At 41.8% G+C, this 22,915-nt stretch carries 18 protein-coding genes; 15 read left to right on the top strand and 3 right to left on the bottom strand.

Translation table 11 applies throughout. The annotated features are described in order from the left end of the window. The first annotated feature begins 571 nt into the window (after window positions 1-571). Window positions 572-961 carry a response regulator gene (locus tag WKK05_RS08725; RefSeq protein ID WP_341529348.1) on the top strand — a complete coding sequence of 130 codons (390 nt, stop codon included), beginning with the start codon at window positions 572-574 and terminating at the stop codon, window positions 959-961. 331 nt (window positions 962-1,292) lie between these two features. On the opposite strand, the gene WKK05_RS08720 is transcribed toward WKK05_RS08725, so the two are convergent. Next, window positions 1,293-2,390, bottom strand: a complete 1,098-nt coding sequence (locus WKK05_RS08720; RefSeq protein ID WP_341529347.1) for an ATP-dependent 6-phosphofructokinase — start codon at window positions 2,388-2,390, stop codon at window positions 1,293-1,295. Between the two features lie 538 nt (window positions 2,391-2,928). On the opposite strand from WKK05_RS08720, the gene hoxE reads away from it, so the two are divergent. From hoxE to WKK05_RS08675, 9 genes are all read left to right on the top strand, one after another. Continuing rightward, window positions 2,929-3,462, top strand: a complete 534-nt coding sequence (gene hoxE, locus WKK05_RS08715) for a bidirectional hydrogenase complex protein HoxE (protein WP_341529346.1) — start codon at window positions 2,929-2,931, stop codon at window positions 3,460-3,462. Further along, the gene (gene nuoF / locus WKK05_RS08710) at window positions 3,449-5,083 is read left to right on the top strand and encodes an NADH-quinone oxidoreductase subunit NuoF (RefSeq protein WP_341529345.1); all 1,635 of its coding nucleotides are present in this window, start codon (window positions 3,449-3,451) and stop codon (window positions 5,081-5,083) included. The genes hoxE and nuoF overlap by 14 nt, the downstream gene beginning before the upstream one ends. A 9-nt stretch (window positions 5,084-5,092) precedes the next feature. Next, window positions 5,093-5,923: a DUF6544 family protein gene (locus tag WKK05_RS08705; RefSeq protein WP_341529344.1), complete on the top strand. Its 831-nt coding sequence runs from the start codon at window positions 5,093-5,095 to the stop codon at window positions 5,921-5,923. 55 nt (window positions 5,924-5,978) lie between these two features. Further along, window positions 5,979-6,695: a bidirectional hydrogenase complex protein HoxU gene (hoxU, locus tag WKK05_RS08700; protein WP_341529343.1), complete on the top strand. Its 717-nt coding sequence runs from the start codon at window positions 5,979-5,981 to the stop codon at window positions 6,693-6,695. Between the two features lie 36 nt (window positions 6,696-6,731). Next, entirely contained in the window at window positions 6,732-7,256 is a 525-nt protein-coding gene (locus tag WKK05_RS08695; protein ID WP_341529342.1) for a DUF3122 domain-containing protein, read from the top strand. 59 nt (window positions 7,257-7,315) lie between these two features. Further along, window positions 7,316-7,861 carry an oxidoreductase gene (locus WKK05_RS08690; RefSeq protein ID WP_341529341.1) on the top strand — a complete coding sequence of 182 codons (546 nt, stop codon included), beginning with the start codon at window positions 7,316-7,318 and terminating at the stop codon, window positions 7,859-7,861. 72 nt (window positions 7,862-7,933) lie between these two features. Then, window positions 7,934-8,386, top strand: a complete 453-nt coding sequence (locus WKK05_RS08685) for a hypothetical protein (RefSeq protein WP_341529340.1) — start codon at window positions 7,934-7,936, stop codon at window positions 8,384-8,386. Between the two features lie 124 nt (window positions 8,387-8,510). After that, the gene (locus tag WKK05_RS08680; protein WP_341529339.1) at window positions 8,511-9,131 is read left to right on the top strand and encodes a CBS domain-containing protein; all 621 of its coding nucleotides are present in this window, start codon (window positions 8,511-8,513) and stop codon (window positions 9,129-9,131) included. Between the two features lie 455 nt (window positions 9,132-9,586). Continuing rightward, the gene (locus WKK05_RS08675) at window positions 9,587-11,035 is read left to right on the top strand and encodes a Ni/Fe hydrogenase subunit alpha (RefSeq protein WP_341529338.1); all 1,449 of its coding nucleotides are present in this window, start codon (window positions 9,587-9,589) and stop codon (window positions 11,033-11,035) included. 174 nt (window positions 11,036-11,209) lie between these two features. Here WKK05_RS08675 and WKK05_RS08670 read toward each other — a convergent pair whose 3' ends face one another. Continuing rightward, complete coding sequence (locus WKK05_RS08670) at window positions 11,210-11,599, bottom strand: pentapeptide repeat-containing protein (RefSeq protein ID WP_341529337.1); 390 nt, start codon at window positions 11,597-11,599, stop codon at window positions 11,210-11,212. 174 nt (window positions 11,600-11,773) lie between these two features. Continuing rightward, window positions 11,774-12,844, bottom strand: coding sequence for a Photosystem Q(B) protein 1 (locus WKK05_RS08665; protein WP_341529336.1), 1,071 nt, complete (start codon window positions 12,842-12,844; stop codon window positions 11,774-11,776). Window positions 12,845-13,134: 290 nt separating this feature from the next. Here WKK05_RS08665 and WKK05_RS08660 point away from each other — a divergent pair, with 290 nt between their 5' ends. The 5 genes from WKK05_RS08660 (at window position 13,135) to nifJ (ending at window position 22,814) form a co-directional block, all read left to right on the top strand. Next, window positions 13,135-13,608 (top strand): hydrogenase maturation protease, encoded by a 474-nt coding sequence (locus WKK05_RS08660; protein WP_341529335.1) that lies wholly within the window; start codon window positions 13,135-13,137, stop codon window positions 13,606-13,608. Between the two features lie 31 nt (window positions 13,609-13,639). Further along, entirely contained in the window at window positions 13,640-16,429 is a 2,790-nt protein-coding gene (locus WKK05_RS08655; RefSeq protein WP_341529334.1) for a bifunctional acetate--CoA ligase family protein/GNAT family N-acetyltransferase, read from the top strand. Between the two features lie 19 nt (window positions 16,430-16,448). After that, on the top strand, window positions 16,449-18,752 hold the full coding sequence (gene hypF, locus WKK05_RS08650; protein ID WP_341529333.1) for a carbamoyltransferase HypF: 2,304 nt from the start codon (window positions 16,449-16,451) through the stop codon (window positions 18,750-18,752). 6 nt (window positions 18,753-18,758) lie between these two features. After that, window positions 18,759-18,986 (top strand): HypC/HybG/HupF family hydrogenase formation chaperone, encoded by a 228-nt coding sequence (locus WKK05_RS08645; protein WP_341529332.1) that lies wholly within the window; start codon window positions 18,759-18,761, stop codon window positions 18,984-18,986. 198 nt (window positions 18,987-19,184) lie between these two features. Continuing rightward, entirely contained in the window at window positions 19,185-22,814 is a 3,630-nt protein-coding gene (gene nifJ, locus WKK05_RS08640; RefSeq protein WP_341529331.1) for a pyruvate:ferredoxin (flavodoxin) oxidoreductase, read from the top strand. The last annotated feature ends 101 nt before the right edge of the window (window positions 22,815-22,915 follow it).

The following is a 22,915-nucleotide window of genomic DNA, read 5'->3' as shown; positions in this document are numbered from 1 at the left end:
AATCACAACAGTAGGGGCTAGTATTTCTAATAAAAATTAACTCTAAAAACGACCTTGCTTCTATTTCCTTGTACTAATTTATAGAAAGTTTGTGAGGATTTTGTGAAGAAGCGTAATCCTTTCGCAAAACCAATGGATTATCTGGAAAAATAGCTATTGAAAATGATTATCATCTTCTCAAAAGCTGTCTTGTTAACTCAGACGCGGCTGTAGTACAGCCCCCAGAATCCTGTGATAAATATCCAACAAGGTTCCTATTTTACTATTAGATATTTCCTAATTAATTCATTCTTATTCAAAAATTACCATCTTGCTCAACCTACCGCTACTAATTAGCAACCTAGAAATAATATTGGGTTGTGAGATATTTTTACTACTAGTTCTATTGGTTTTATTTAAATTTTTATTTCCTCACAAAATCTTCACAATCATTGGTTAATATTTTGTTATTAGGATATTAGACTAATTTTCTAATCCTATTACTTGAAATCACAATCAAAAGATAATTTACTAATCAATACTAGTGTTTTGATTGATAAAAGTATCTGTAGAAAAACAAAGGGTAAAAAAGATGAAAAAGCGGCTATTGATAATTGATGATGAAGATAGTGTGCGGGAAATTATTCAAATCTCGTTAGAATCAGTGGCTGGCTGGGATATACTAACAGCATCTTCAGGTAGCGAAGGAATAAAAATTGCAGCATCTGAGCATCCTGATGCCATTTTACTAGATGTAATGATGCCTGAGATAGATGGGCCAACTACTTTTAAGCAGCTACAGGCAACTGTTGCAACCTGTGACATTCCTATTATTATGCTGACAGCTAAAGCTCAACCTAGCGAACAAAAGCAGTTGAGAGATTTAGGAGTAGCAGGGGTAATTACTAAGCCTTGTCTACCCCAAGAATTAGTTGATGACATCTGTAGAATTCTTAATTGGAATCAAGTTATCCATCTATAGCAATCCTAAATGAGTTATAAGAAAAATTCACCCCCGGCTAACGCCATCCCTCATTGGTAAGGCTACGGTGTACACACATCTCTGGAACAAAACCAAAATCGTCGTAGATCCCCCTAAATCCCCCTTGGCAAGCAGGGCTGTTTCATTCCCCAAATAGCTTTAAAAATCAAGGGTTCTAGCAATTAAAACGTTAATGTTCAATGTCAGGTAATACCAATTCAATTAATGATTGCAACACATCCTTGGGTGAAGACGCGATGAATCGCGTCTCTACAGATGATCTATTTGTCATATTCTTTTCTCAAATTGGCATAACTTTGAACTTGATTTTTTACAAAGTGTCATTAAATTGCGTTTTGACGATCGCCGGAGTGAGATTGCCAAGGTAAGTACTGAGCGATCGCGCAGTTTGCACTAAGAAATTATTGGGATCTACAAGACATGGACTGCAAGCCAAGACTGCCTCTAAAGGAACTGCTACAACTTGTCCATTTTGCCAAGCTACCATCTGTGCAGATTGCCCATCAGCTAATAAATCTACCGCAGCTTTACCAAAAGCTGTTGCTACCAAACGGTCTAAAGCTGAAGGAATACCACCTCGTTGGATATGTCCTAAAACGGAAACTCGAATGTCAATTTGATTGTTACTGCAACGGCGAATTTCATCGGCAATATATTGACCCATACCACAGGATGGCTTTTCACAGGATGGATAGTTAGATGAATCGGCTGCTATTTGCGCGCCTTCCGCCACAACTACAATTGCAAATCTGCGTCCCCAGCAGCGTAATTCTGCCAAATGCTCGCACACACCTTTAATTGTGTAGGTAATTTCAGGAATCAAAATCACATCTGCCCCGCCTGCAATGCCAGAGTGCAGTGCTAAATGACCAGCGTGGCGTCCCATGACTTCGACAATCATCACGCGATCGTGACTAGCAGCTGTAAATGTCAAACGATTTAGGGCATCAACAATCGTGTTGACAGCAGTATCAAATCCAACTACTCTTTCTGTCTTGCCTACATCATTATCAATTGTTTTCGGAATGGCAACAAACTGCCAATTTCCTTTGCTTTGCAGTTGGTTGAGAATTGCTAAACTGCCATCTCCACCAATACCAATTAAGGCATCTAGTTCTAAAGCATGATAACCTGCAATAATCTCGTCAACATGAGCTAGAGTATCCCCTTTGTTGATGCTACCCAGAATCGTGCCTCCCATATTCAACAAGGGGTCAATGCCACGTAGGTCTAGACCATGTATGCTCAGAGGAATTGCCTTTCTCTCTAAAAGCCCTCTAGTCGCATAAGGAATACCCACTACCTGCCAGTTATAAGTGAGGGTGGCGTGGTTTACAACTGCCCGAATTACAGCATTGAGTCCAGGACAATCGCCACCACTAGTCAGAATCCCAAGTCGTTTTTGCATGGTAATGACACCTCAACAAGAAAGGCAGGAGGTAGGAGGCAGAAGAAATATTGTCTTCTACCTCGCTGTTGAACCCTGTTTTGGCTATATGTTGAGGTTAAGTCAAAAATCTGAGGAAGTTGTGAGGATCTAACTAAGGTATTAGGCGAATGGCACGCTTGATAACGGCAAACCTATTATTTATAAGTCTTTTGGGTGTAGGGTGTGGGGTATGGGGTGTAGTGATCAAGAAGTTTATTAATGTTCGCACTTTTATTCTATTTTTCTTAATTTCTGACTACATCCTACCCCCAACAAAGAGTCCTAGCAAGGATTTTAGCTTTAGGCATTGCTTAATTGCAGATAAACATCTTTGAAAATCTATTCTCTATGCCTTGAAAATCTATTCTCTATGCCTTCGCGTCTAGCGTGACAAAATCATTACATCATCCAGCAACGCCGAAAATCCACTTACTGTCCTCACAAGTTTCTCAAATTGTTCTCCTATCATTCTAGTTGTGAGATGCAGAACATCCTGAAGAGACCAGAGGCTCAAACCATGAATTCAGCATCTGCTGTTAAAACTAAAAACGCCGCAAAAACACCCTCCGTAACTCGCGGTGATAAGCGCTTTAAGATGCTTGATGCAACTATCAAACGCTACCAGTATCAACAAGATGCACTCATTGAGATATTGCATAAAGCACAGGAACTTTTTGGCTATTTAGAAAAGGATGTATTGATTTACGTCGCTCACAATCTCAAACTGCCGCCTAGTCGAGTTTATGGAGTTGCCACGTTTTACCATTTGTTTTCACTTGCACCTAATGGCGTACATACTTGTGTGGTGTGTACGGGTACGGCTTGTTACGTCAAAGGCGCTCAAGCTATCCTGACAAATGTAGAAAACTCCGCCCACATCCACGCTGGTGAAACCTCAGCAGATGGTCAAATTTCACTGCTAACAGCAAGGTGTTTAGGTGCTTGTGGAATTGCACCTGCTGTAGTGTTTGATGGCACTGTTTTAGGCAATCAAACTCCTGAATCAGTATGCGTTCGCATCAAAGGATGGTTGCAAGATGGATTTACCTGAGTTAATTGAAATTGCCCAAAAAGAACTTGCTTCAGAGAAACCTGTGCAAGTTCGCTGTTGTGTTGCAGCTGGTTGTCTATCTGCCAATTCACAAGTAGTCAAACAGCGTTTGGAAGAGGCTGTAACAGCAGAAGGTTTGACTGAAACAGTGGAAGTTCGTGGCGTTGGCTGTATGCGTTTGTGCTGTCAAGGGCCATTAGTAGAAGTGGGGAGTAGGGAAGATTCTATTCACGAAGCAGAGAGTCTAGGTACACTCTACGAGAAAGTTACACCTGATGCTGCACCTTCAATTATCGCCGCTCTCAATGGAGGAGAAACAACAGTCCAACAAGGTGATTTAACGCATCCATTTTTTACATCCCAGATGCCGATTGTTTTAGAAAACAGTGGCAAAGTTAATCCAGAACGCATTCAATCTTACATTGCTGCCAAAGGTTATCAAGCCCTTTACCATGTCTTGCGGGAGATGACTCCTAGCGAGGTAGTAGATACTATTACTCGCAGTGGTTTACGGGGACGTGGTGGTGCTGGTTATCCTACAGGTTTGAAATGGGCAACAGTTGCTAAAGCAAAAGGAGAACGCAAGTTCGTAATTTGCAATGCTGATGAAGGTGATCCAGGGGCATTTATGGATCGCAGCGTTCTAGAAAGCGATCCCCATCGCGTTTTAGAAGGAATGGCGATCGCAGCCTATGCTATAGGTGCAAACCAAGGCTACATCTACATCCGGGCAGAATATCCCGTTGCTATCAACCGTCTGCAAACTGCAATTCGTCAAGCGCAACACCTTGATATTTTAGGCAGTCAAATTTTCGATTCTCGATTTGATTTCAAAATTGATATTCGTATCGGTGCTGGGGCTTATGTCTGTGGTGAAGAAACTGCTTTAATGGCTTCTATTGAAGGTAAACGCGGTACTCCTCATCCCCGTCCACCCTATCCTGCCGAGTCTGGTTTATGGGGCTATCCTACTTTAATTAATAACGTTGAAACTTACGCCAATGTTGCACCTATTATCCGCAAAGGTGCTGAATGGTTTGCCAGCATTGGCACTCAAAAGAGCAAAGGTACAAAGGTTTTCGCCTTGGCTGGCAAAATCCGTAATACAGGTTTGATAGAAGTACCGATGGGAACTTCACTGCGGCAAATTGTAGAAGCAATGGGTGGTGGCGTACCGAATGGCGGTGCGGTAAAAGCAGTGCAAACTGGTGGCCCTTCTGGGGGATGTATTCCAGCATCAGCTTTTGATAGTCCAGTGGATTATGAATCACTCACTCAACTTGGTTCGATGATGGGTTCTGGCGGCATGATTGTCATGGATGAAACTACCAACATGGTGGATGTCGCACGCTTTTTCATGGAGTTTTGCATGGACGAATCTTGCGGTAAATGCATTCCCTGTCGGGTGGGGACGGTGCAGTTATATAAATTGTTGACGAAGATTAGCGAAGGTAAAGCATCCTTTGCTGATTTGGAATTGCTAGAAGAACTATGTGACATGGTGAAACATACAAGCTTGTGCGGTCTTGGGCAGTCTGCACCCAATCCGGTATTTAGTACTTTGCGTTATTTCCGTGATGAGTACTTGGCTTTGATTAAAGAAACCGCCATATCTAAATAGGTGGGGCAAATGTTTACCAAAATTTTCTTTGGCATTGGTGCAATGCTGGCGATCGCATTCATCACTTTAGTCATCATCCAGGTAAGGAATGAAAAAGAAGTTGATAGGATTTGGCGATCGCTTAAAGAAGTGCCAACAGGCGATCGTTTCACTAAAGACATGGTTGCAGAATTGCCTCTTCCTGTGCAACGCTACTTTTTCCATGCCATTGCGCCGGGAACTCCTCTTGCTTCATCTGTCAGCCTGGAAATGAGTGGCAGTTTTAGGATGGCGCAGGATAAACCGTGGATACCGATGCGAGCCAAACAGATTACCTCAGCACTAAAAGGATTTGTTTGGAAACCAGTTATTGGTAGCGGTTTGTTTAAATTTATGGGAGTAGATTACTATGCAAACAACTCAGGTCGAATGCGCTTTGCTCTTTGGGGATTGATTCCATTAGTAAATGCCCACAGTCCTGATATTACTCGCTCTGCTATTGGACGATTCGCAGGAGAATTTTTCTGGCTGCCTTCTGCTTTGCTACCTCAACGCAACGTAACTTGGAAGGCAATTGATGAGAAAACTATCCAAGCTAGTTTGAAAGTTAATGCTGAGCCTATAACGCTGACACTGGTTACAGACCTTGACGGTAAACTGCTGAAGGTTTTTTTCCCACGTTGGGGAGAACATACGGAAAACGGTAGCTATACTTACATTCCCTTTGGTGGAGAATTTCAAAAAGAACAGACTTTTGGCGGATTTACAATTCCCTCTCAGATAAGTGCAGGCTGGTGGTTTGGGACAGAGAGTTACTCAGAGTTCTTTCGGGCAAAGATTAAGCGGGCTGAGTTTCGTTGAGTAACTCAAAAGAATCAGTCTTGTGCTGATGAATGACTCAAAAAGCGAGGTGAAAATGGCAGTAAAAACTTTAACCATTAATGAACAGTTAATTAGCGCCCGTGAGGAGGAAACTATTCTCCAAGCAGCGCAGGATGCAGGAATTCACATTCCGACTTTGTGTCACTTAGAAGGAGTTGGAGATGTGGGGGCTTGTCGGCTTTGTTTAGTAGAAATTGCTGGCAGTAATAAACTCCAACCTGCTTGTGTGACGAAAGTTACTGAAGGTATGGAAGTTGAGACAAATAGCGATCGCCTGCAAAAATATCGTCGCACAATTATCGAAATGCTATTTGCTGAAGGCAATCACATTTGCTCGGTTTGTGTAGCTAATGGTAATTGTGAATTGCAAGACTTAGCGATTGAGATGGGTATGGATCACGTGCGTTTGGATTATCATTTTCCCGATCGCAAAGTCGATGTTTCTCATGATCGCTTTGGTGTTGACCATAACCGTTGTGTTCTTTGCACTCGTTGCGTCCGTGTTTGTGACGAGATTGAAGGAGCGCACACTTGGGATATGGCGGGTAGAGGAACGAATTCTCATGTAATCACTGATTTAAATCAGCCTTGGGGAACCTCAGATACTTGTACTTCTTGCGGCAAATGCGTTAATGCTTGCCCAACAGGTGCGCTTTTTGATAAAGGTTCGAGCGTCGGTGAAATGAAACGCGATCGCGCCAAACTTGATTTCCTGATTACAGCTCGGGAGAAGCAGCAATGGCTTCTTTAGCTACTGATCATGAATTAGCACAACGAGGTAAACCTAATGTTACGCCGCATCTTAAAAACCTTTTGGTGGCTCCTATTGCTAGGAATATTAACAATATATATATACGTGGGTTTAGCAAGCTTCATATCTCAACAGGTGATTGCTGCTGTTATTCAATTAGAAGAAGCGCCTGGAGAAATAGTATATCGCTCACAACAAAAATTAAATGATGAATTGGGAAATTATTGGCAGGTTGTCCTTTTCAAGCGAGTTCATTCTAATAGCAATAAAATATCTTCAATAAATCTCCGATTAGTGGGATTTCCTGGTTCTCAAGAACTGTTCCATCCTTTCCCTCTGAAGATTACTAGCGATACAGGTAAAGTATTGACTGCTCCCGATATTTTCCTAGATGAAGCACCTGCACCAACTATCGGTCAGTATGACTTTAAGGATATTTTACCTCAATTGCCCACTCAAAGTTTGTTAATTAGTATACCTGTAGATACACAACATTTCATTAATATCTCAATCCCCGAATACGTTGTACAAGAATGGCAAGAAGTTGCACTAAAGTCCTGAGTGCTAAGGTCAAATTATCATTTATTTGCTATCCATTTATACTCTCATAAAAAAAGAAAATGACTCGTTTAAAATTAGCTACGGTTTGGCTAGGCGGCTGTTCTGGCTGTCATATGTCTTTCCTCGATTTGGATGAATGGCTAATTGATTTAGCAGTACAAGTAGATTTAGTTTATAGTCCCTTTGCTGATGCCAAAGAATATCCTCAAGGGGTGGATGTGGTGTTAGTTGAAGGTGCAGTTGCTAATGAAGATCATCTGCAAATGATTCAGATAGTAAGAGAGCGATCGCAAATTCTTGTCTCTTTTGGCGATTGTGCTGTTACTGGTAATGTTACTGCTTTACGCAACCCTTTAGGTAGTGCCGAACCAGTTCTCCAGCGTTGTTACATCGAAGCAGCCGACATTCACGGCACAATTCCCCATGAGCCTGGTATTGTACCAACCTTACTAGATCGTGTGATACCAGTGCATACAGTAGTACCAGTTGATATTTATTTACCAGGATGTCCACCTTCAGCAACTCGGATTAAAGCAGTCTTAGAGCCACTCTTAAGAGGAGAAAAACCGCAGCTAGAAGGACGTGAATTTATCAAGTTTGGTTAACTTCACAATTTACTCAGATTTTTTTATCTAAGTTAAAGGTAAAGCACTTACAAAATAATTTCATAAGCAAATATGGCAGTTAATTATCGAGAAAGAATCATTGCTCTTTGGACAGTATTTCTCTTAGGAATACTATTTCATACACAACTAGGCTTAATGCCGCTTTTTCATGGCTTATCTGTTGTCGAAGCTCAAAAAGCTACAAACATCAATGATATTTCTGTAATTATGTGGTTGATGTTAAGCTTTTTTGTACTACCAATGCTGGCAATTATTGCCACTGCTTTTACTGATTCCAAGCGTTATCGCATGATCCATTTTGGCTTAACTATCTTTTACAGCATCATGAACTTACTACACGTGATTTTAGATTTATTTGTCCAGCCAGTTTTCTGGTATCAGATAGCCTTGATGATCTTGTTATTCCTTGTGGGTTTATTATTAAACATTACTGCTTTTCAATGGATGCAAATGCATAACAGGACTAATAAATTACAAGGAAACTTAGAAAGCTCACATTTTTAGCAGTTATAGCAGTTTGTAAGAAAGTGAGTACAAAATACAGGACTCACACATCAGATATTAAAGAGTTTCTGCCTCTTTCAATAGCCTGTATTGCATCAGGATCATTAAAAATTTGGAGAGAATTATGTTGAAAGCATCTGACATTATGACTAAAGATGTTGCTACGATTCGCAGTTCAGCAACGGTGGCTGAAGCAGTTAGACTCTTAAGGGCAAGGGACTGGAAAGCGCTGGTAGTAGATCGTCACCATGAACAGGATGCTTACGGCATTATTACCGAAAAAGATGTTGTCTATAAAGTGATTGCTTATGCTAAAGATCCTTGTAGTACGCGTGTTTATGAGGTGATGACCAAACCTTGTATCGTTGTCAATCCTGACCTGGGTTTAGAATACGTAGCACGTTTATTTGCCGACCATAATTTACAGAGAGCGCCTGTTATTCAAGGCAAACTACTGGGCATCATTTCCCTGGCTGACATTCTAGCTAATAGTAACTTTCTTGAGCAACCCTATATTCTCTTGTTAGAACAACAGCTTCAGGACGAAATTAAAAAAGCTCGTACCGTTTGCGATCAACAAGGTATCCGTTCAGAAGAGTGTGCTGCGGCTTGGGATGTAATCGAGGAATTACAAGCCGAGATAGCACATCAGCGGGCAGAGAAAGTTTTGAAAACAGCTTTTGAAGAATACTGTGATGAATATCCAGAAGCGAAAGGAATCTATGACACTTGGTGTAGTGGGTAAGCTCCTCAATATATTAAATTGCTCGCTTAAGTAGTAGAGTGACCGGGCTAATTTAGCGCATAAAACATTAAGACAATTTTCTTTTCTCTCTCTGTGTCGCGCCAGTTGCTACAACGGGGGGAACCCCCGCAACGCACTGGCTTCTCTGCGCCTCTGCGGTTTATTAATCCACTATTTTAATCCGGTCACGCCAGTAGGGTGTGTTATGTGGCATTAACCTAACGCACCGCTATACAACACGGTACGTTAGGCGCTTGACCAAAACTTTTTGTAACCAACTATATTGAAATATGTGCCTCACACGCCACTACAGTAATTTTATTTTTACTTTATAAATGCTTTCTAAAAGGTAGAAAACAGAAGGTAAAAACTGCTTAGAAAGCTGATTTCATTGGTTGGTATTTCAATTTATTATCTTGATTTAAACCTATCTTAGCTAAGCAGTAGATATAGTTATGAAAAAAGTAATTATTGATCCAGTTAGCCGCATTGAAGGACACGCCAAAATCAGTATTTATCTGGATGATACAGGACAAGTAAGCGATGCTCGCTTTCATGTCACAGAGTTTCGTGGTTTTGAGAAGTTTTGTGAGGGTCGTCCGCTTTGGGAAATGCCAGGAATTACAGCGCGAATTTGTGGAATTTGTCCGGTGAGTCATTTATTAGCTTCTGCCAAAGCAGGCGATCGCATCCTTGCAGTTACAATTCCTAAAGCAGCCGAAAAACTGCGTCGTTTGATGAATTTGGGACAAATTATCCAATCCCATGCCCTGAGTTTCTTTCACCTCAGCGCCCCAGATTTATTATTAGGAATGGATAGCGACCCCGAAAAACGCAATCTATTTGGCTTAATTGCAGCCGAACCTGAACTGGCGCGTGGCGGAATTCGCTTGCGTCAATTTGGACAAGAGATTATTGAACAATTAGGAGGGCGAAAAATACACCCATCATGGGCGGTTCCTGGTGGTGTCCGCGAACCATTATCGATAGAAGGACGCACTCATATTCAGAACCGTATCCCAGAAGTACGCACCACAATATTAGATGCACTGGGTAGATTTAAAGGCTTACTCAATGATTATGAAAAAGAAGTGCAAACCTTCGGGAATTTTCCTAGCTTATTTATGGGTTTAGTCACTCCTGATGGTTTGTGGGAGAACTACGACGGACATATTCGTTTTGTAGATAGCGCCGGGAATATCATTGCTGATAAGCTTGATCCAACTCATTATCAAGAATTTATCGGTGAAGCAGTTCAACCAGATTCTTATTTAAAGTCTCCCTACTACCGCCCTTTAGGTTATCCTGACCAAAGCGATTATTGTCGTTTAGATAGTGGTATTTATCGGGTAGGGCCGCTAGCGCGTCTGAATATTTGCAGTCATATTGGTACACCTTTAGCTGATGCAGAATTGAGAGAATTTAGAGACAGAGGTAAAGGCACTGTCACTTCATCATTTTTCTATCACTACGCCCGGTTAATTGAAATTCTGGCTTGCATTGAACGCATAGAAATTATAATAGATGACCCAGATTTAATGTCTAAAAAATTGCGTGCTGATGCTGGCATCAACCAACTAGAAGGAGTAGGTGTAAGTGAAGCACCACGCGGTACATTATTTCACCATTATCAAGTTGATGAAAATGGGTTACTTCAGAAAGTAAATTTAGTAATTGCCACAGGTCAGAATAATCTGGCAATGAATCGCACAGTAGCACAAATTGCACGACACTTTATTCACGGTTCAGAAATCCCTGAAGGTATGTTAAACCGTGTTGAAGCGGGAATCAGAGCTTTTGACCCTTGTTTAAGTTGTTCAACTCATGCAGCCGGACAAATGCCCTTGCATATTCAATTAGTTGGGAAAGATGGGAGCATTGTTAATGAAGTTTGGCGAGATTAGGAAACATCAGTAAGATTATCTGCCCAACCGAGGAGTTGTGTAAGTAAGCCGATGAGAATAATTCAAACTATAGCAACTAATGTAAAAATATTGAATGAAATTGGTTTGTAGTGAGGGCTTCAGACCTCACTACAAACCTTTAATTATTTACGCCATCCTACTTAGCCTATACTTCTACCTCTCTTTAATCTGCAATCCCACTTGCACTGGATCAAAATTCTGAGGGAAATGAGTATTGCGATCGCAATCTGCTTTTTCCAGTTTCGCTCCCTTGAACTCAGCTTGACGGAGATCGGTGGAAAACAATAAGGCTCCCCGAAGATCAGCATCTTGCAAATTAGCTTGACTGAGATTTGCAAAGCTGAAGTCACAGCCTCTAAGATTAGCACCATTTAAATTAGCTTCACTCAAGTCAGCGTAGCTGAAATCAGCTCCTTTGAGATCAACACCCTGCAAGTCGGCATTACCCAAGTTCGCGCCACTAAAATTGCGTTTCCCCTCTGCATACCTCTCTACGAGAGTAACGGCAGTATTAATGATCTGTTGAGAATTTGTTTTAGACATAGAACCGCCTTACAGCTTGTCTCATGATTACCGTAGCCGAAACTCATTTACTATCTTCTCTCCAACCTGCAAGTTTTCCATAACTCACCACTGCAAAAACCTGCCTGCAATATTAGCTTATATCATAATCACAGGCAGGTTGAAAACAACTATAAAAATGGATGGATGCAATCTTTAACTAACTGGAATCGGTTGACCGCTAGACAGAACTAAAGGGAAATTATGGACATTAGGAGCGTGCATTGCATTTATACCAAGATTGGCACGGTTCAGCACATCAGCGTTGGTTCTAATTACTTCACCCCGACTATCTAAGATGGAATGATTAAAGTTCAAGCCATTGATATTAAATGCCATCGAACATACACCCATCGCTGCGAACCAAATACCTACTGTTGGTAATGCTGCTAATAAAAAATGGAAAGCACGATGATTTTTACTAGCAAAGGTAGGAATCAACAACCGTCCCAAGAAGCCGTAGTGTCCTGCCAAGTAATTGTAGGTGACTTTCTTCTGACCCAATTTATATCCGGCATTAATTGATTCATTTTCATCAGTATTCCGACTTAACGTTGAAGTCACCAAAGAACCATGCAACGAACTCAACAGTGCGCCGCCGAATATACCTGCTACACCCAACATATGGAACGGGTGCATGAGAATATTATGATCGCCTTGGAAAGCTAACATAAAGTGGAAAGTTCCAGCAATTCCCAAAGGTAAACCATCAGAAAAACTACCTTGGCCAATGGGATAAACTAGCAAAACTGAAGTAGCGGCAATGACGGGTGCAGAATAGGCAACTGCTATCCAGGGACGCATTCCTAAACGATAGCTCAGTTCCCAAAATCGCCCTAATAAACACCAAATACCAATAAGAAAATGCAGCACAATCAATTGATATGGGCCACCATTGTAGAGCCATTCATCTACTGATCCAGCTTCCCAGATAGGATAAAAGTGCAAACCAATGGCAGCAGAGGTCGGCACAACTGCGGCTGTAATTAAGTTATTACCATCCATCAGTGAACCCATGATTGGCTCACGTATGCCATCCATGTCTACGCCAGGAGCAGCAATAAAAGCCAAAATAAAGCAGGTGGTGGCAGCCAGCAAGGTGGGAATCATCAACACACCAAACCAGCCAATATAAATCCGATTTTCTGTGCTAGTAATCCAGCTACAAAACCTATCCCATAAATCAAAAAAATTGAATTCTTTTTGGCGTTGGACAATGGTACTCATAGTCTGTACCTCCTAAGCAATTACAAGTTCAAAAATTTTTAACTACTTTTGGCGGATGTCTATCTTTTTTACTTGATCGATTGTTGTTTCAAATATAGATTCTGGCGATAATTACGACCCATCTGAATAAGGCAGTGAGTTTTCAAGCTAATTAATGCAATAGTTGAGCATCTATACCTTGAAGTTAGAAAAAGAATTTGAGGAACTTGTGAGGATTGGTTCAAATCTTACCTCACAAGTTCCTCAAGTTTTTGACCTAACTTCTAAACAGGATTAGATAGCTAAAAAGTATGATTTACAATGCGATGGGCTACGCCCCGCCGGAGGCGATCGCGATTGGTTACGGTAATGAATTGCGTAGTGATGATGGCATTGGGCAGCGAGTAGCTAAGGCATTGCAACTATCAAACGTGAAATCTCTTGCTGTCCACCAACTCACTCCTGAACTTGCTGAAACTTTAGCCGATGCTGATTTAGCAATCTTTATCGATGCTTGTTTAATGTCTGAAAGTTCGCAGGTGCAAGTACAATCGCTTTCACCTGAATCTTTTAACGTCATCGCCGGACATACAGCCGATCCGCGATCGCTTCTTGCTCTGACTCAAGCTATTTACGGTCGTTGTCCACCAGCTTGGTGGATAAAAGTCCCAGGAGAAAACTTTGAATTAGGCTACAGCTTATCACCAATTGCCGAGACTGGAGTGGCGATCGCTTTACAAAAAATTACCCAAATTATTGACGAAAATTTTAGCTTACTTCTTTAAAATATATTTCCACCACAGGTAATAGCAACTCATGCAAAAACCTACCCAGTCATCCGTCGAACGCGCCTATGATATTTTACGAACCGAAAAAGCTAACCCCCTTGATGCTATTTTTGCCCCAAAAAGTGTTGCTGTAATTGGTGCTAGCGAAAAAACTGGTAGTGTTGGGCGCACCTTACTATGGAATTTGATTAGCAATCCTTTTGGTGGAACTGTTTTCCCTGTCAATCCCAAGCGGCACAGCATATTGGGAATCAAAGCATACCCAACTATCTTTGATGTCCCAGAACTAGTTGATTTGGCAGTTATCGCCACCCCAGCACCAACAGTCCCAGACATTATTGCTAAGTGCGTGGATGCAGGTGTGAAAAGTGCAATTATCCTCAGTGCTGGTTTTAAAGAAGCTGGTACTGAGGGTGTAGCCTTAGAACAGCAAATACTTGAGCAAGCGCATCGCGGCAAAATGCGGATTATTGGGCCGAATTGCTTAGGTGTGATGAGTCCGCGCACAGGTTTGAATGCGACTTTTGCCAGTACAATGGCGCGTCCTGGAAATGTGGGCTTTATTAGTCAAAGTGGAGCGCTTTGCACTGCTATCCTTGATTGGAGTTTTCGAGAAAACGTTGGTTTTAGCGCCTTTGTTTCCCTTGGCTCAATGCTGGATGTGGGTTGGGGAGATTTGATTTACTACCTTGGTGATGACCCGCATACTAAAAGTATTGTTATTTACATGGAATCAATTGGGAATGCGCGAGCATTTCTGTCAGCAGCGCGGGAAGTTGCTTTAACTAAACCGATTATTGTGATTAAAGCAGGACGTACTGAAGCAGCAGCTAAGGCAGCAGCTTCTCATACTGGCGCACTTACAGGAAGTGATGAGGTTCTTCATGCAGCTTTCCGGCGTTGTGGGGTGTTGCGCGTCAATAGCATCTCTGACTTATTCGATATGGCGGAAGTATTAGCAAAACAACCCCGTCCCAAAGGGCCACGTCTGACAATTTTAACTAACGCAGGTGGGCCAGGGGTACTTGCTACCGATGCTCTGATTGCTGCTGGTGGAGAAATTGCCACAATTTCTGAAGAAACAAGCGTATCCCTTAACCAACTATTACCAACACATTGGAGCCACGGCAACCCGATTGATATTCTGGGCGACGCTGACCCACAAAGATATACCCAAGCGTTGGAAATTGCTGCTAAAGATCCCAACAGTGACGGCTTATTGGTGATTCTCACTCCTCAAGCAATGACAGACCCCACCCAAACAGCCGAGCAATTGAAACCCTACGCGCAGATGGCTAGTAAACCCATCCTTGCTAGTTGGATGGGAGGAGCAGATGTAGCAGCAGGTGAGATGATTCTCAATCGTCACCATATCCCCACATATCCTTACCCTGACACTGCTGCTCGGATGTTTAGTTATATGTGGCAGTCTAGCTATAACTTGCGTGGTATCTATGAAACTCCCGTAATGCCTGCACTTGATTCCTCATCAGGGATACCAGACCGTAACTGTGTGGAAAAAATTATCCAATCAGCACGTCAGGCACAGCGAACTATTCTCACAGAGTTTGAATCAAAGCAGATATTAGCTGCTTATGGTATTCCGGTGGTCGCCACTTGTGTTGCTAAGAGCGAGGATCAAGCAATTCAATGTGCAGAAACAATTGGCTATCCAGTTGTTTTAAAGCTGTTTTCCGAGATTATTACTCATAAAACCGATGTTGGCGGTGTGCAGTTAAATCTAAAAGATGCTGAAGCTGTACAACACGCTTACCGCACAATTGAATCCTCTTTAAACGAGAAACTACAACACGACCTTTGTAAAGACGCGATGAATCGCGTCTCTACTCAACTGTTCTTGGGTGTAACGGTGCAGCCAATGGTAAAAATGGGTGGTTATGAATTGATTATCGGTAGTAGTCTGGATGCACAATTTGGCCCGGTGTTGCTTTTTGGCACAGGTGGACAACTAGTCGAAGTTTTTCACGATCGCGCGATCGCACTTCCACCCCTCAATACCACTTTAGCACGACGCATGATGGAGCAAACGCAGATTTACAAAGCGCTCAAAGGAGTTCGAGGGCGTAAAAGTGTTGATATGGTTGCCCTTGAACAATTAATGGTGATATTTAGCCAATTAGTGGTAGAACAGCGTTGGATTAAAGAAATCGATGTTAACCCGTTGCTAGCTTCATCTGAGCAATTGATTGCCCTCGATGCACGGATAATCCTGCACGAACCAAATGTTAAGGAGGAGCAACTACCAAAGTTAGCGATTCGACCCTATCCTACACAATATGTTCGCAAGTGGACGATGAGAGATGGAACTCCAGTTACCATTCGTCCTATCCGTCCAGAAGATGAACCGTTGATGGTGCAATTTCACAACACACTCTCAGAGCAAAGTGTTTATTTTCGTTATTTCCACTTAATTAAACTCCAGTCGAGAGTAGCCCATGAACGATTAACACGCATCTGCTTTATTGACTATGATCGCGAAATAGCCCTAATTGCCGAATATCAAAATCCTGAAACGCAAACACGGAAAATTTTGGCAGTCGGTCGGTTAAGTAAAATACATGGTACGAATGAGGCAGAATTCGCTATTGTGGTATGCGATCGCTATCAGTGCCAGGGTATAGGAACCGAGTTACTGCGACGGTTACTGCAAGTTAGTCGAGATGAGCAACTCAGCACCGTCACAGCTGATATTTTGGCTGACAATTATGCCATGCAAAAAGTTTGTGAAAAACTTGGTTTTCATATCGAACGCACAGACGATCCTACTGTAGTCAAAGCCCAAATTGATATCACATAAATTACATCTATGCTTTCAAATGACTCATGACAAACAACGCTTGCAAATAACGATCCAAGGTATTGTCCAGGGAGTAGGATTTCGTCCATTCATCTACCACTTGGCAAGCAAATTAGGACTTGTAGGTTGGGTAAACAATTCTGCTCAAGGTGTCTTTATTGAAGCCGAAGGTAGTTACAACCAACTAGAAATATTCCTTCTATCTATTGAAAAAGAAAAACCTTCGCATTCTGTAATTAAAAAGCTAGAATTTATATTTCTTAACCCCATCGGCTATCAAAAATTTGAGATTCGTAACAGTATTGGTGGTGAAAAAACAGCCCTAATTTCACCAGATATAGCCACTTGCTCAGATTGTCTGCGTGAGATATTTACACAAATAAATCGCCGAAACAGCTATCCTTTTACAAACTGTACCAACTGTGGGCCTCGTTTCAGCATCATTGAAGCCTTGCCATACGATCGCCCCAACACTACAATGAAAAACTTTGTAATGTGTGATACTTGCCAAGCTGAGTACGATAATCCTAGCGATCGCCGTTTCCACGCGCAACCGAATGCTTGTCCTCAGTGCGGCCCTCACTTAGAGTTATGGGATAGAGAAGGTAATGTTTTAGCATTCCATGACGCTGCTTTGCAAATGGCAGCAGATGCAATTTGCCAAGGTAAAATTATTGCTATTAAAGGATTAGGCGGATTTCATTTAATAGTAGATGCCCGATGTAAAAATGCCGTAAGACAGTTACGTATTAGCAAACAACGGCCAGAAAAACCGTTTGCCTTGATGTATCCAACTTTGGAGTTAGTCAAAGCACATTGCAAAGTTTCAAATCTAGAAGAACAGTTGTTGCGATCGCCTCAAGCCCCTATTGTCCTGCTGGAGAAATCTCCAATCCCAAATCCTAAATCTCAAATTGCTGCTGATGTCGCCCCAGGTAATCCTAATCTCGGTATTATGTTGCCCCATACGCCATTACATCATTTACTTATGGCGAAATTAAATTTTCCTGTAGTAGCTACTAGTGGCAATCTTGCTGATGAACCAATTTGTATAGACGAATCTGAGGCAATTGAGCGTTTGGGGAGAATTGTAGATATATTTTTAATTCACAATCGCCCAATTCACCATCCTGTTGATGATTCGATTGTACGTGTTTTCATGGAACGTCCAATGGTGTTACGGTGCGCCCGTGGCTATGCTCCTCTAGCAATTCCAATTAACACCAAATCTAATATTCTGGCTGTGGGAGGACATTTAAAAAATACTATTGCTATTTCTATTAATCAACAAATTTTAATTAGCCAACATATAGGAAACTTAGATACAATTCAGGCTTTTGATAGGTTTAAAAATGTAATTGACAGCTTCAAAAAAATTTACGATTTTCAACCTGATGTTGTAGCGTGTGATTTACATCCAGATTACCTTTCTACCCAATATGCACACAATTTGAGCGTTCCTATCATCTCCGTGCAACATCACTATGCTCATGTCCTTTCATGTATGGCAGAAAACCAGCTTTCAGGTTCTGTATTAGGTATTGCTTGGGATGGTTCTGGTTACGGGCTAGACGGCAAAATTTGGGGAAGTGAATTTCTTTTAATTACAGAAACATCATTTCAACGTGTCGCTCATCTGCGGATGTTTCCTCTTCCAGGAGGCGAAAAAGCGATTAAGCAGCCCAGACGTGTAGCTATAGGTTTACTTTATGAACTCTGGGGAGACACACTTTTTAAAATGAAAAAGTTAGCACCATTGCAAGCTTTTTACCCTCAAGAGTTAGAAGTTTTGCAACCAATGCTCAAAAGACATTTGAATACACCACTAACTTCTAGTATGGGTCGGCTATTCGATGCGATCGCCTCAATAGTGGGATTACGTCAACAGTCTTCATTTGAAGGACAAGCAGCAATGGAGCTAGAATTTGCCATTTCACATTTTCAAACCAAAGAATATTATCAATTTACAATTATTCAGCCTTCAGAAATAGATAATTGTTCACCATTAGTTGTTGATTGGGCATTGATAGTCAAAGGAATTTTCGAAGATATTGATAACGGTTTAGCAATCGGGCATATATCAACTAAATTTCATAATACACTAGTTGAAATTACTATTGCTATAGCAAAGTATGTCGGTGAAGGAAAAATTGTGTTAACAGGCGGCTGTTTTCAAAATCGTTATTTGGCTGAGAGAACTATTTACCGTTTACAAGAAGAGAACTTTCGCCCTTATTGGCATCAAATCATTCCACCCAATGATGGAGGTATTGCACTAGGACAATTAATGGCAGCTTCCCGTGAATTAATAAATCAGGAGTAAAAACCAATGTGTTTAGCAGTCCCAGGAAAAATTGTCAGTATCAATGAAGCAGAAGCACTAATGCGAACAGGAAAAGTTAGCTTTGGTGGAGTAGTAAAAGAAGTATCTCTTGCTTACCTTCCCGAAGCAAAAATTGATGATTACGTAATTGTCCATATCGGCTTCGCTCTTAGTATCCTTGATACCAAAGAAGTACAAGAGACACTGAATTACTTACAAAATCTGCAAACTTAAACTTATCCTCCACTAGCTTGACGCAAGGAATCATTTTTTCAAAGATGGTTGCACAATAAACGTTTTAATAACAAAGCGCTCAACCAGTCCCCAATCCCTTTTACTTCTTCACAAGTTTCTCAACTTCTTATCCTAATGTCAAAAGTAGATTCAGCTTAGTCATTACTAGCCCTTAGAGACTTACACAGGTGCAAGAAGATGAAGAACAGAACATTTGCAACCATAGATGGCAATGAGGCTGTTGCCCAAGTCGTCTATCGACTCAATGAAGTCATTGCTATTTATCCCATTACTCCTTCTTCACCAATGGCTGAGTGGTCAGATGCTTGGGCTAATCAAAGAAAACGCAACATTTGGGGTACTGTTCCCTCGGTAGTAGAGATGCAGAGTGAAGGAGGTGTGGCTGGTGTTGTACATGGTGCTTTGCAAACTGGTTCACTAACAACCACATTTACAGCATCGCAGGGATTATTGTTGATGATCCCAAATATGTACAAAATTGCTGGGGAATTAACACCTACAGTATTTCATATTGCCGCGCGATCGCTAGCTGCACAAGCCCTCTCCATTTTTGGCGACCACAGCGATGTCATGGCAGCGCGTGGCACTGGTTTTGCTATGCTTTGTGCCGCATCAGTCCAAGAAGCACAAGACTTTGCTTTAATAGCAACACGAGTAACTTTAGAATCACGAATACCGTTCCTACACTTTTTTGATGGCTTTCGTACCTCCCACGAAATTAACAAAATAGAAACTTTAACAGAAGATGACTTGCGAGAATTCATTCCCGATGAATTAGTATTCGCCCATCGTTCACGCGCCCTCACCCCCGAAAAACCAGTTTTGCGCGGTACAACACAAAACCCTGATGTTTACTTCCAAGCCAGGGAAACTGTAAATTCTTACTATTTCGCTTGTGCAGACATTACCCAGAAAGTCATGGATGAATTTGCCGCGATGACTGGGCGACAGTACCAACTATTTGAATACCACGGCGACCCAGCAGCCGAAAGAGTTATTGTGCTGATGGGTTCCGGTTGTGAGACTGGACATGAAATAATAGATTACCTCAACGCCCGTGGCGAGAAAGTAGGCGTTTTGAAAGTAAGGCTATATCGCCCATTTGATGCCAAACGCTTTGTCGCCGCATTGCCAGCAACTACCCGTTCTATAGCAGTTTTAGACCGCACCAAAGAACCTGGTGCATCTGGTGAACCTCTTTATTTAGATGTGGTAAATGCAATTTATGAAGCATCGAAAGCACGGCAAAGCATTTCCCCCACTCTCCCCGTGTCTCTCTCTTCCCCTCCTCAAGTAGTTGGTGGTCGTTACGGTTTATCTTCTAAAGAATTCACACCAGCGATGATTAAAGCCGTCTTCGATAACCTTGCTGCGGCTGAACCAAAAAATCATTTTACCATCGGTATTAACGATGATGTTACTCACACCAGCTTGAATTATGACCCCGAATTTAGCGTTGAACCAGACAAAATAGTTAGAGCAATTTTTTATGGTTTGGGTGCAGATGGTACAGTAGGCGCTAATAAAAACTCAATCAAAATTATTGGAGAAGAAACAAACAATTATGCTCAAGGTTATTTTGTTTACGATTCTAAGAAATCAGGTTCTGTCACAGTTTCGCACCTACGCTTTGGTTCACAATTAATTCGCTCGACCTATTTAATCAGTAAAGCTAACTTTGTTGCTTGCCATCAATGGGAATTTATTGAAAAATTTCCTATCCTAAAAGACATTATACCAGGCGGAACATTCTTAGTGAATTCTCCTTATGAAAAGGATGAAGTTTGGCATCATCTGCCGCCATCAGTACAAGAGCAAATTATTCAAAAGCGTCTGAAATTTTATGTAATTAATGCCTATAAAGTTGCCCGTCAAGCAGGCATGGCTGGAAGAATTAACACGGTAATGCAGGTTTGTTTCTTTGCCTTATCGGGTGTACTGCCACGAGAAGAAGCCATCGCAGAAATCAAAAAGTCCATCCGCAAGACTTACGGCAAGAAAGGTGACGAAATTGTGCAGATGAACCTCAAAGCAGTAGATACCACATTAGAGAATCTACATGAAGTGGGGACTAGGGAACTCGGGGCCCCCTCTGGGGATAAGGGGCAATGGGGACTAGGGACTGGGGAAGAGTTTTCCGAATCCCCAATCCCTAACACTGCACCTGCTTTTGTCCGTGATGTCTTAGGTAAAATGATTGCCCGTGAAGGGGATGAACTACCAGTTAGTGCTTTACCAGCAGACGGTACTTATCCCACTGGTACAGCGAAATGGGAAAAGCGTAACATTGCCCAAGAAATACCCGTTTGGGATACAGATGTCTGCATTCAGTGTGGTAAATGCGTGATGGTGTGTCCTCACAGCGTTATCCGTAGTAAGGTTTACGAACCGCAGCAGTTAGAAAATGCACCATCAATGTTTAAGAGTACCAATGCTAAAGACCACGATTGGAAAGGTTTGAAATACACTATCCAAGTTGCAGCAGAAGATTGTACTGGTTGCGGTATTTGCGTAGATGTTTGTCCGGCGAAGAATAAATCAGAACTACGACGCAAAGCCATTAACATGGAACTGCAAAGACCATTACGCGAACAAGAACGGGAAAATTGGGATTTCTTTTTGGATATTCCCAATCCAGATAGAAGTCATCTAAAACTGACTCATATTAACCAACAGCAAATGCAAGAACCATTGTTTGAATTTTCTGGAGCTTGCGCTGGTTGTGGCGAAACACCTTATATTAAGTTAGCAACACAGCTGTTTGGCGATCGCATGATTGTTGCCAACGCCACTGGTTGTTCTTCTATCTATGGCGGTAATTTACCTACTACCCCTTGGACGCACAACGCCGCAGGACGTGGGCCAGCTTGGTCAAATTCGTTATTTGAAGATAACGCCGAATTTGGACTTGGTTTTCGTATCTCAATTGATAAACAGGCAGAATTTGCCGCTGAATTACTCAAACAACTGGCAACAAATGTGGGTGAGGAACTGGCAAATAGTATCCTCAATGCCGAACAAAAAGACGAGGCTGATATTTGGGAACAACGCGAACGAATTGCTATCTTGAAGCAACAGTTAGAAGCAATTATCACTAGTCAATCACCACTGACAAACAAAGCCAAGCAACTCCTGAGTATTGCTGATTACTTAGTGAAAAAGAGTGTCTGGATTATTGGTGGTGATGGCTGGGGTTACGATATCGGCTTTGGAGGACTAGATCACGTTTTAGCCAGTGGACACAATGTTAATATTCTCATTCTTGATACTGAAGTTTATTCCAATACAGGTGGACAAATGTCCAAAGCCACACCCAAAGCAGCTGTAGCCAAATTTGCGGCTGGGGGTAAAGCTGCACCTAAAAAAGATTTGGGTTTAATGGCGATGACTTATGGCAATGTCTATATTGCCAGCGTCGCAATGGGCGCAAGAGATGAACACACCCTCAAGGCATTCTTAGAAGCCGAGGCTTATCAAGGACCATCGCTAATTATTGCCTACAGCCATTGTATTGCCCACGGTATCAACATGAGTACAGCAATGCAGAATCAAAAAGCTGCTGTTGATTCAGGTCAATGGTTACTGTATCGATTTAATCCAGATCGCATTAAGCAAGGAGAAAACCCACTACAACTTGATTCACGCACACCAAAGTTACCGCTAGAGCAATATATGTATCTAGAAAACCGCTTCAAAATGTTGACTAAGAGTAACGAAGAAGCGGCACAGCAGCTACTTAAAGAAGCTCAAGCAGATGTAAAAACCCGCTGGCAAATGTATCAATATTTGGCTGCAAGAAGTTATTGAATACTCAAGATTTCTCCTAATCTTTCTTCTCTGTGTTTCTGTGTAAAACTTATTCACAACCTAAAAGAATATTTGAACGAACCGCAAAGACAAGGCAGCGC

Origin of the sequence: Nostoc sp. UHCC 0302, from assembly GCF_038096175.1 — a bacterium.
Lineage (GTDB): Bacteria > Cyanobacteriota > Cyanobacteriia > Cyanobacteriales > Nostocaceae > UHCC-0302.
The sequence above is the reverse complement of the archived record's forward strand: the minus strand, read 5'-3'. Positions and strand labels throughout refer to the sequence as shown.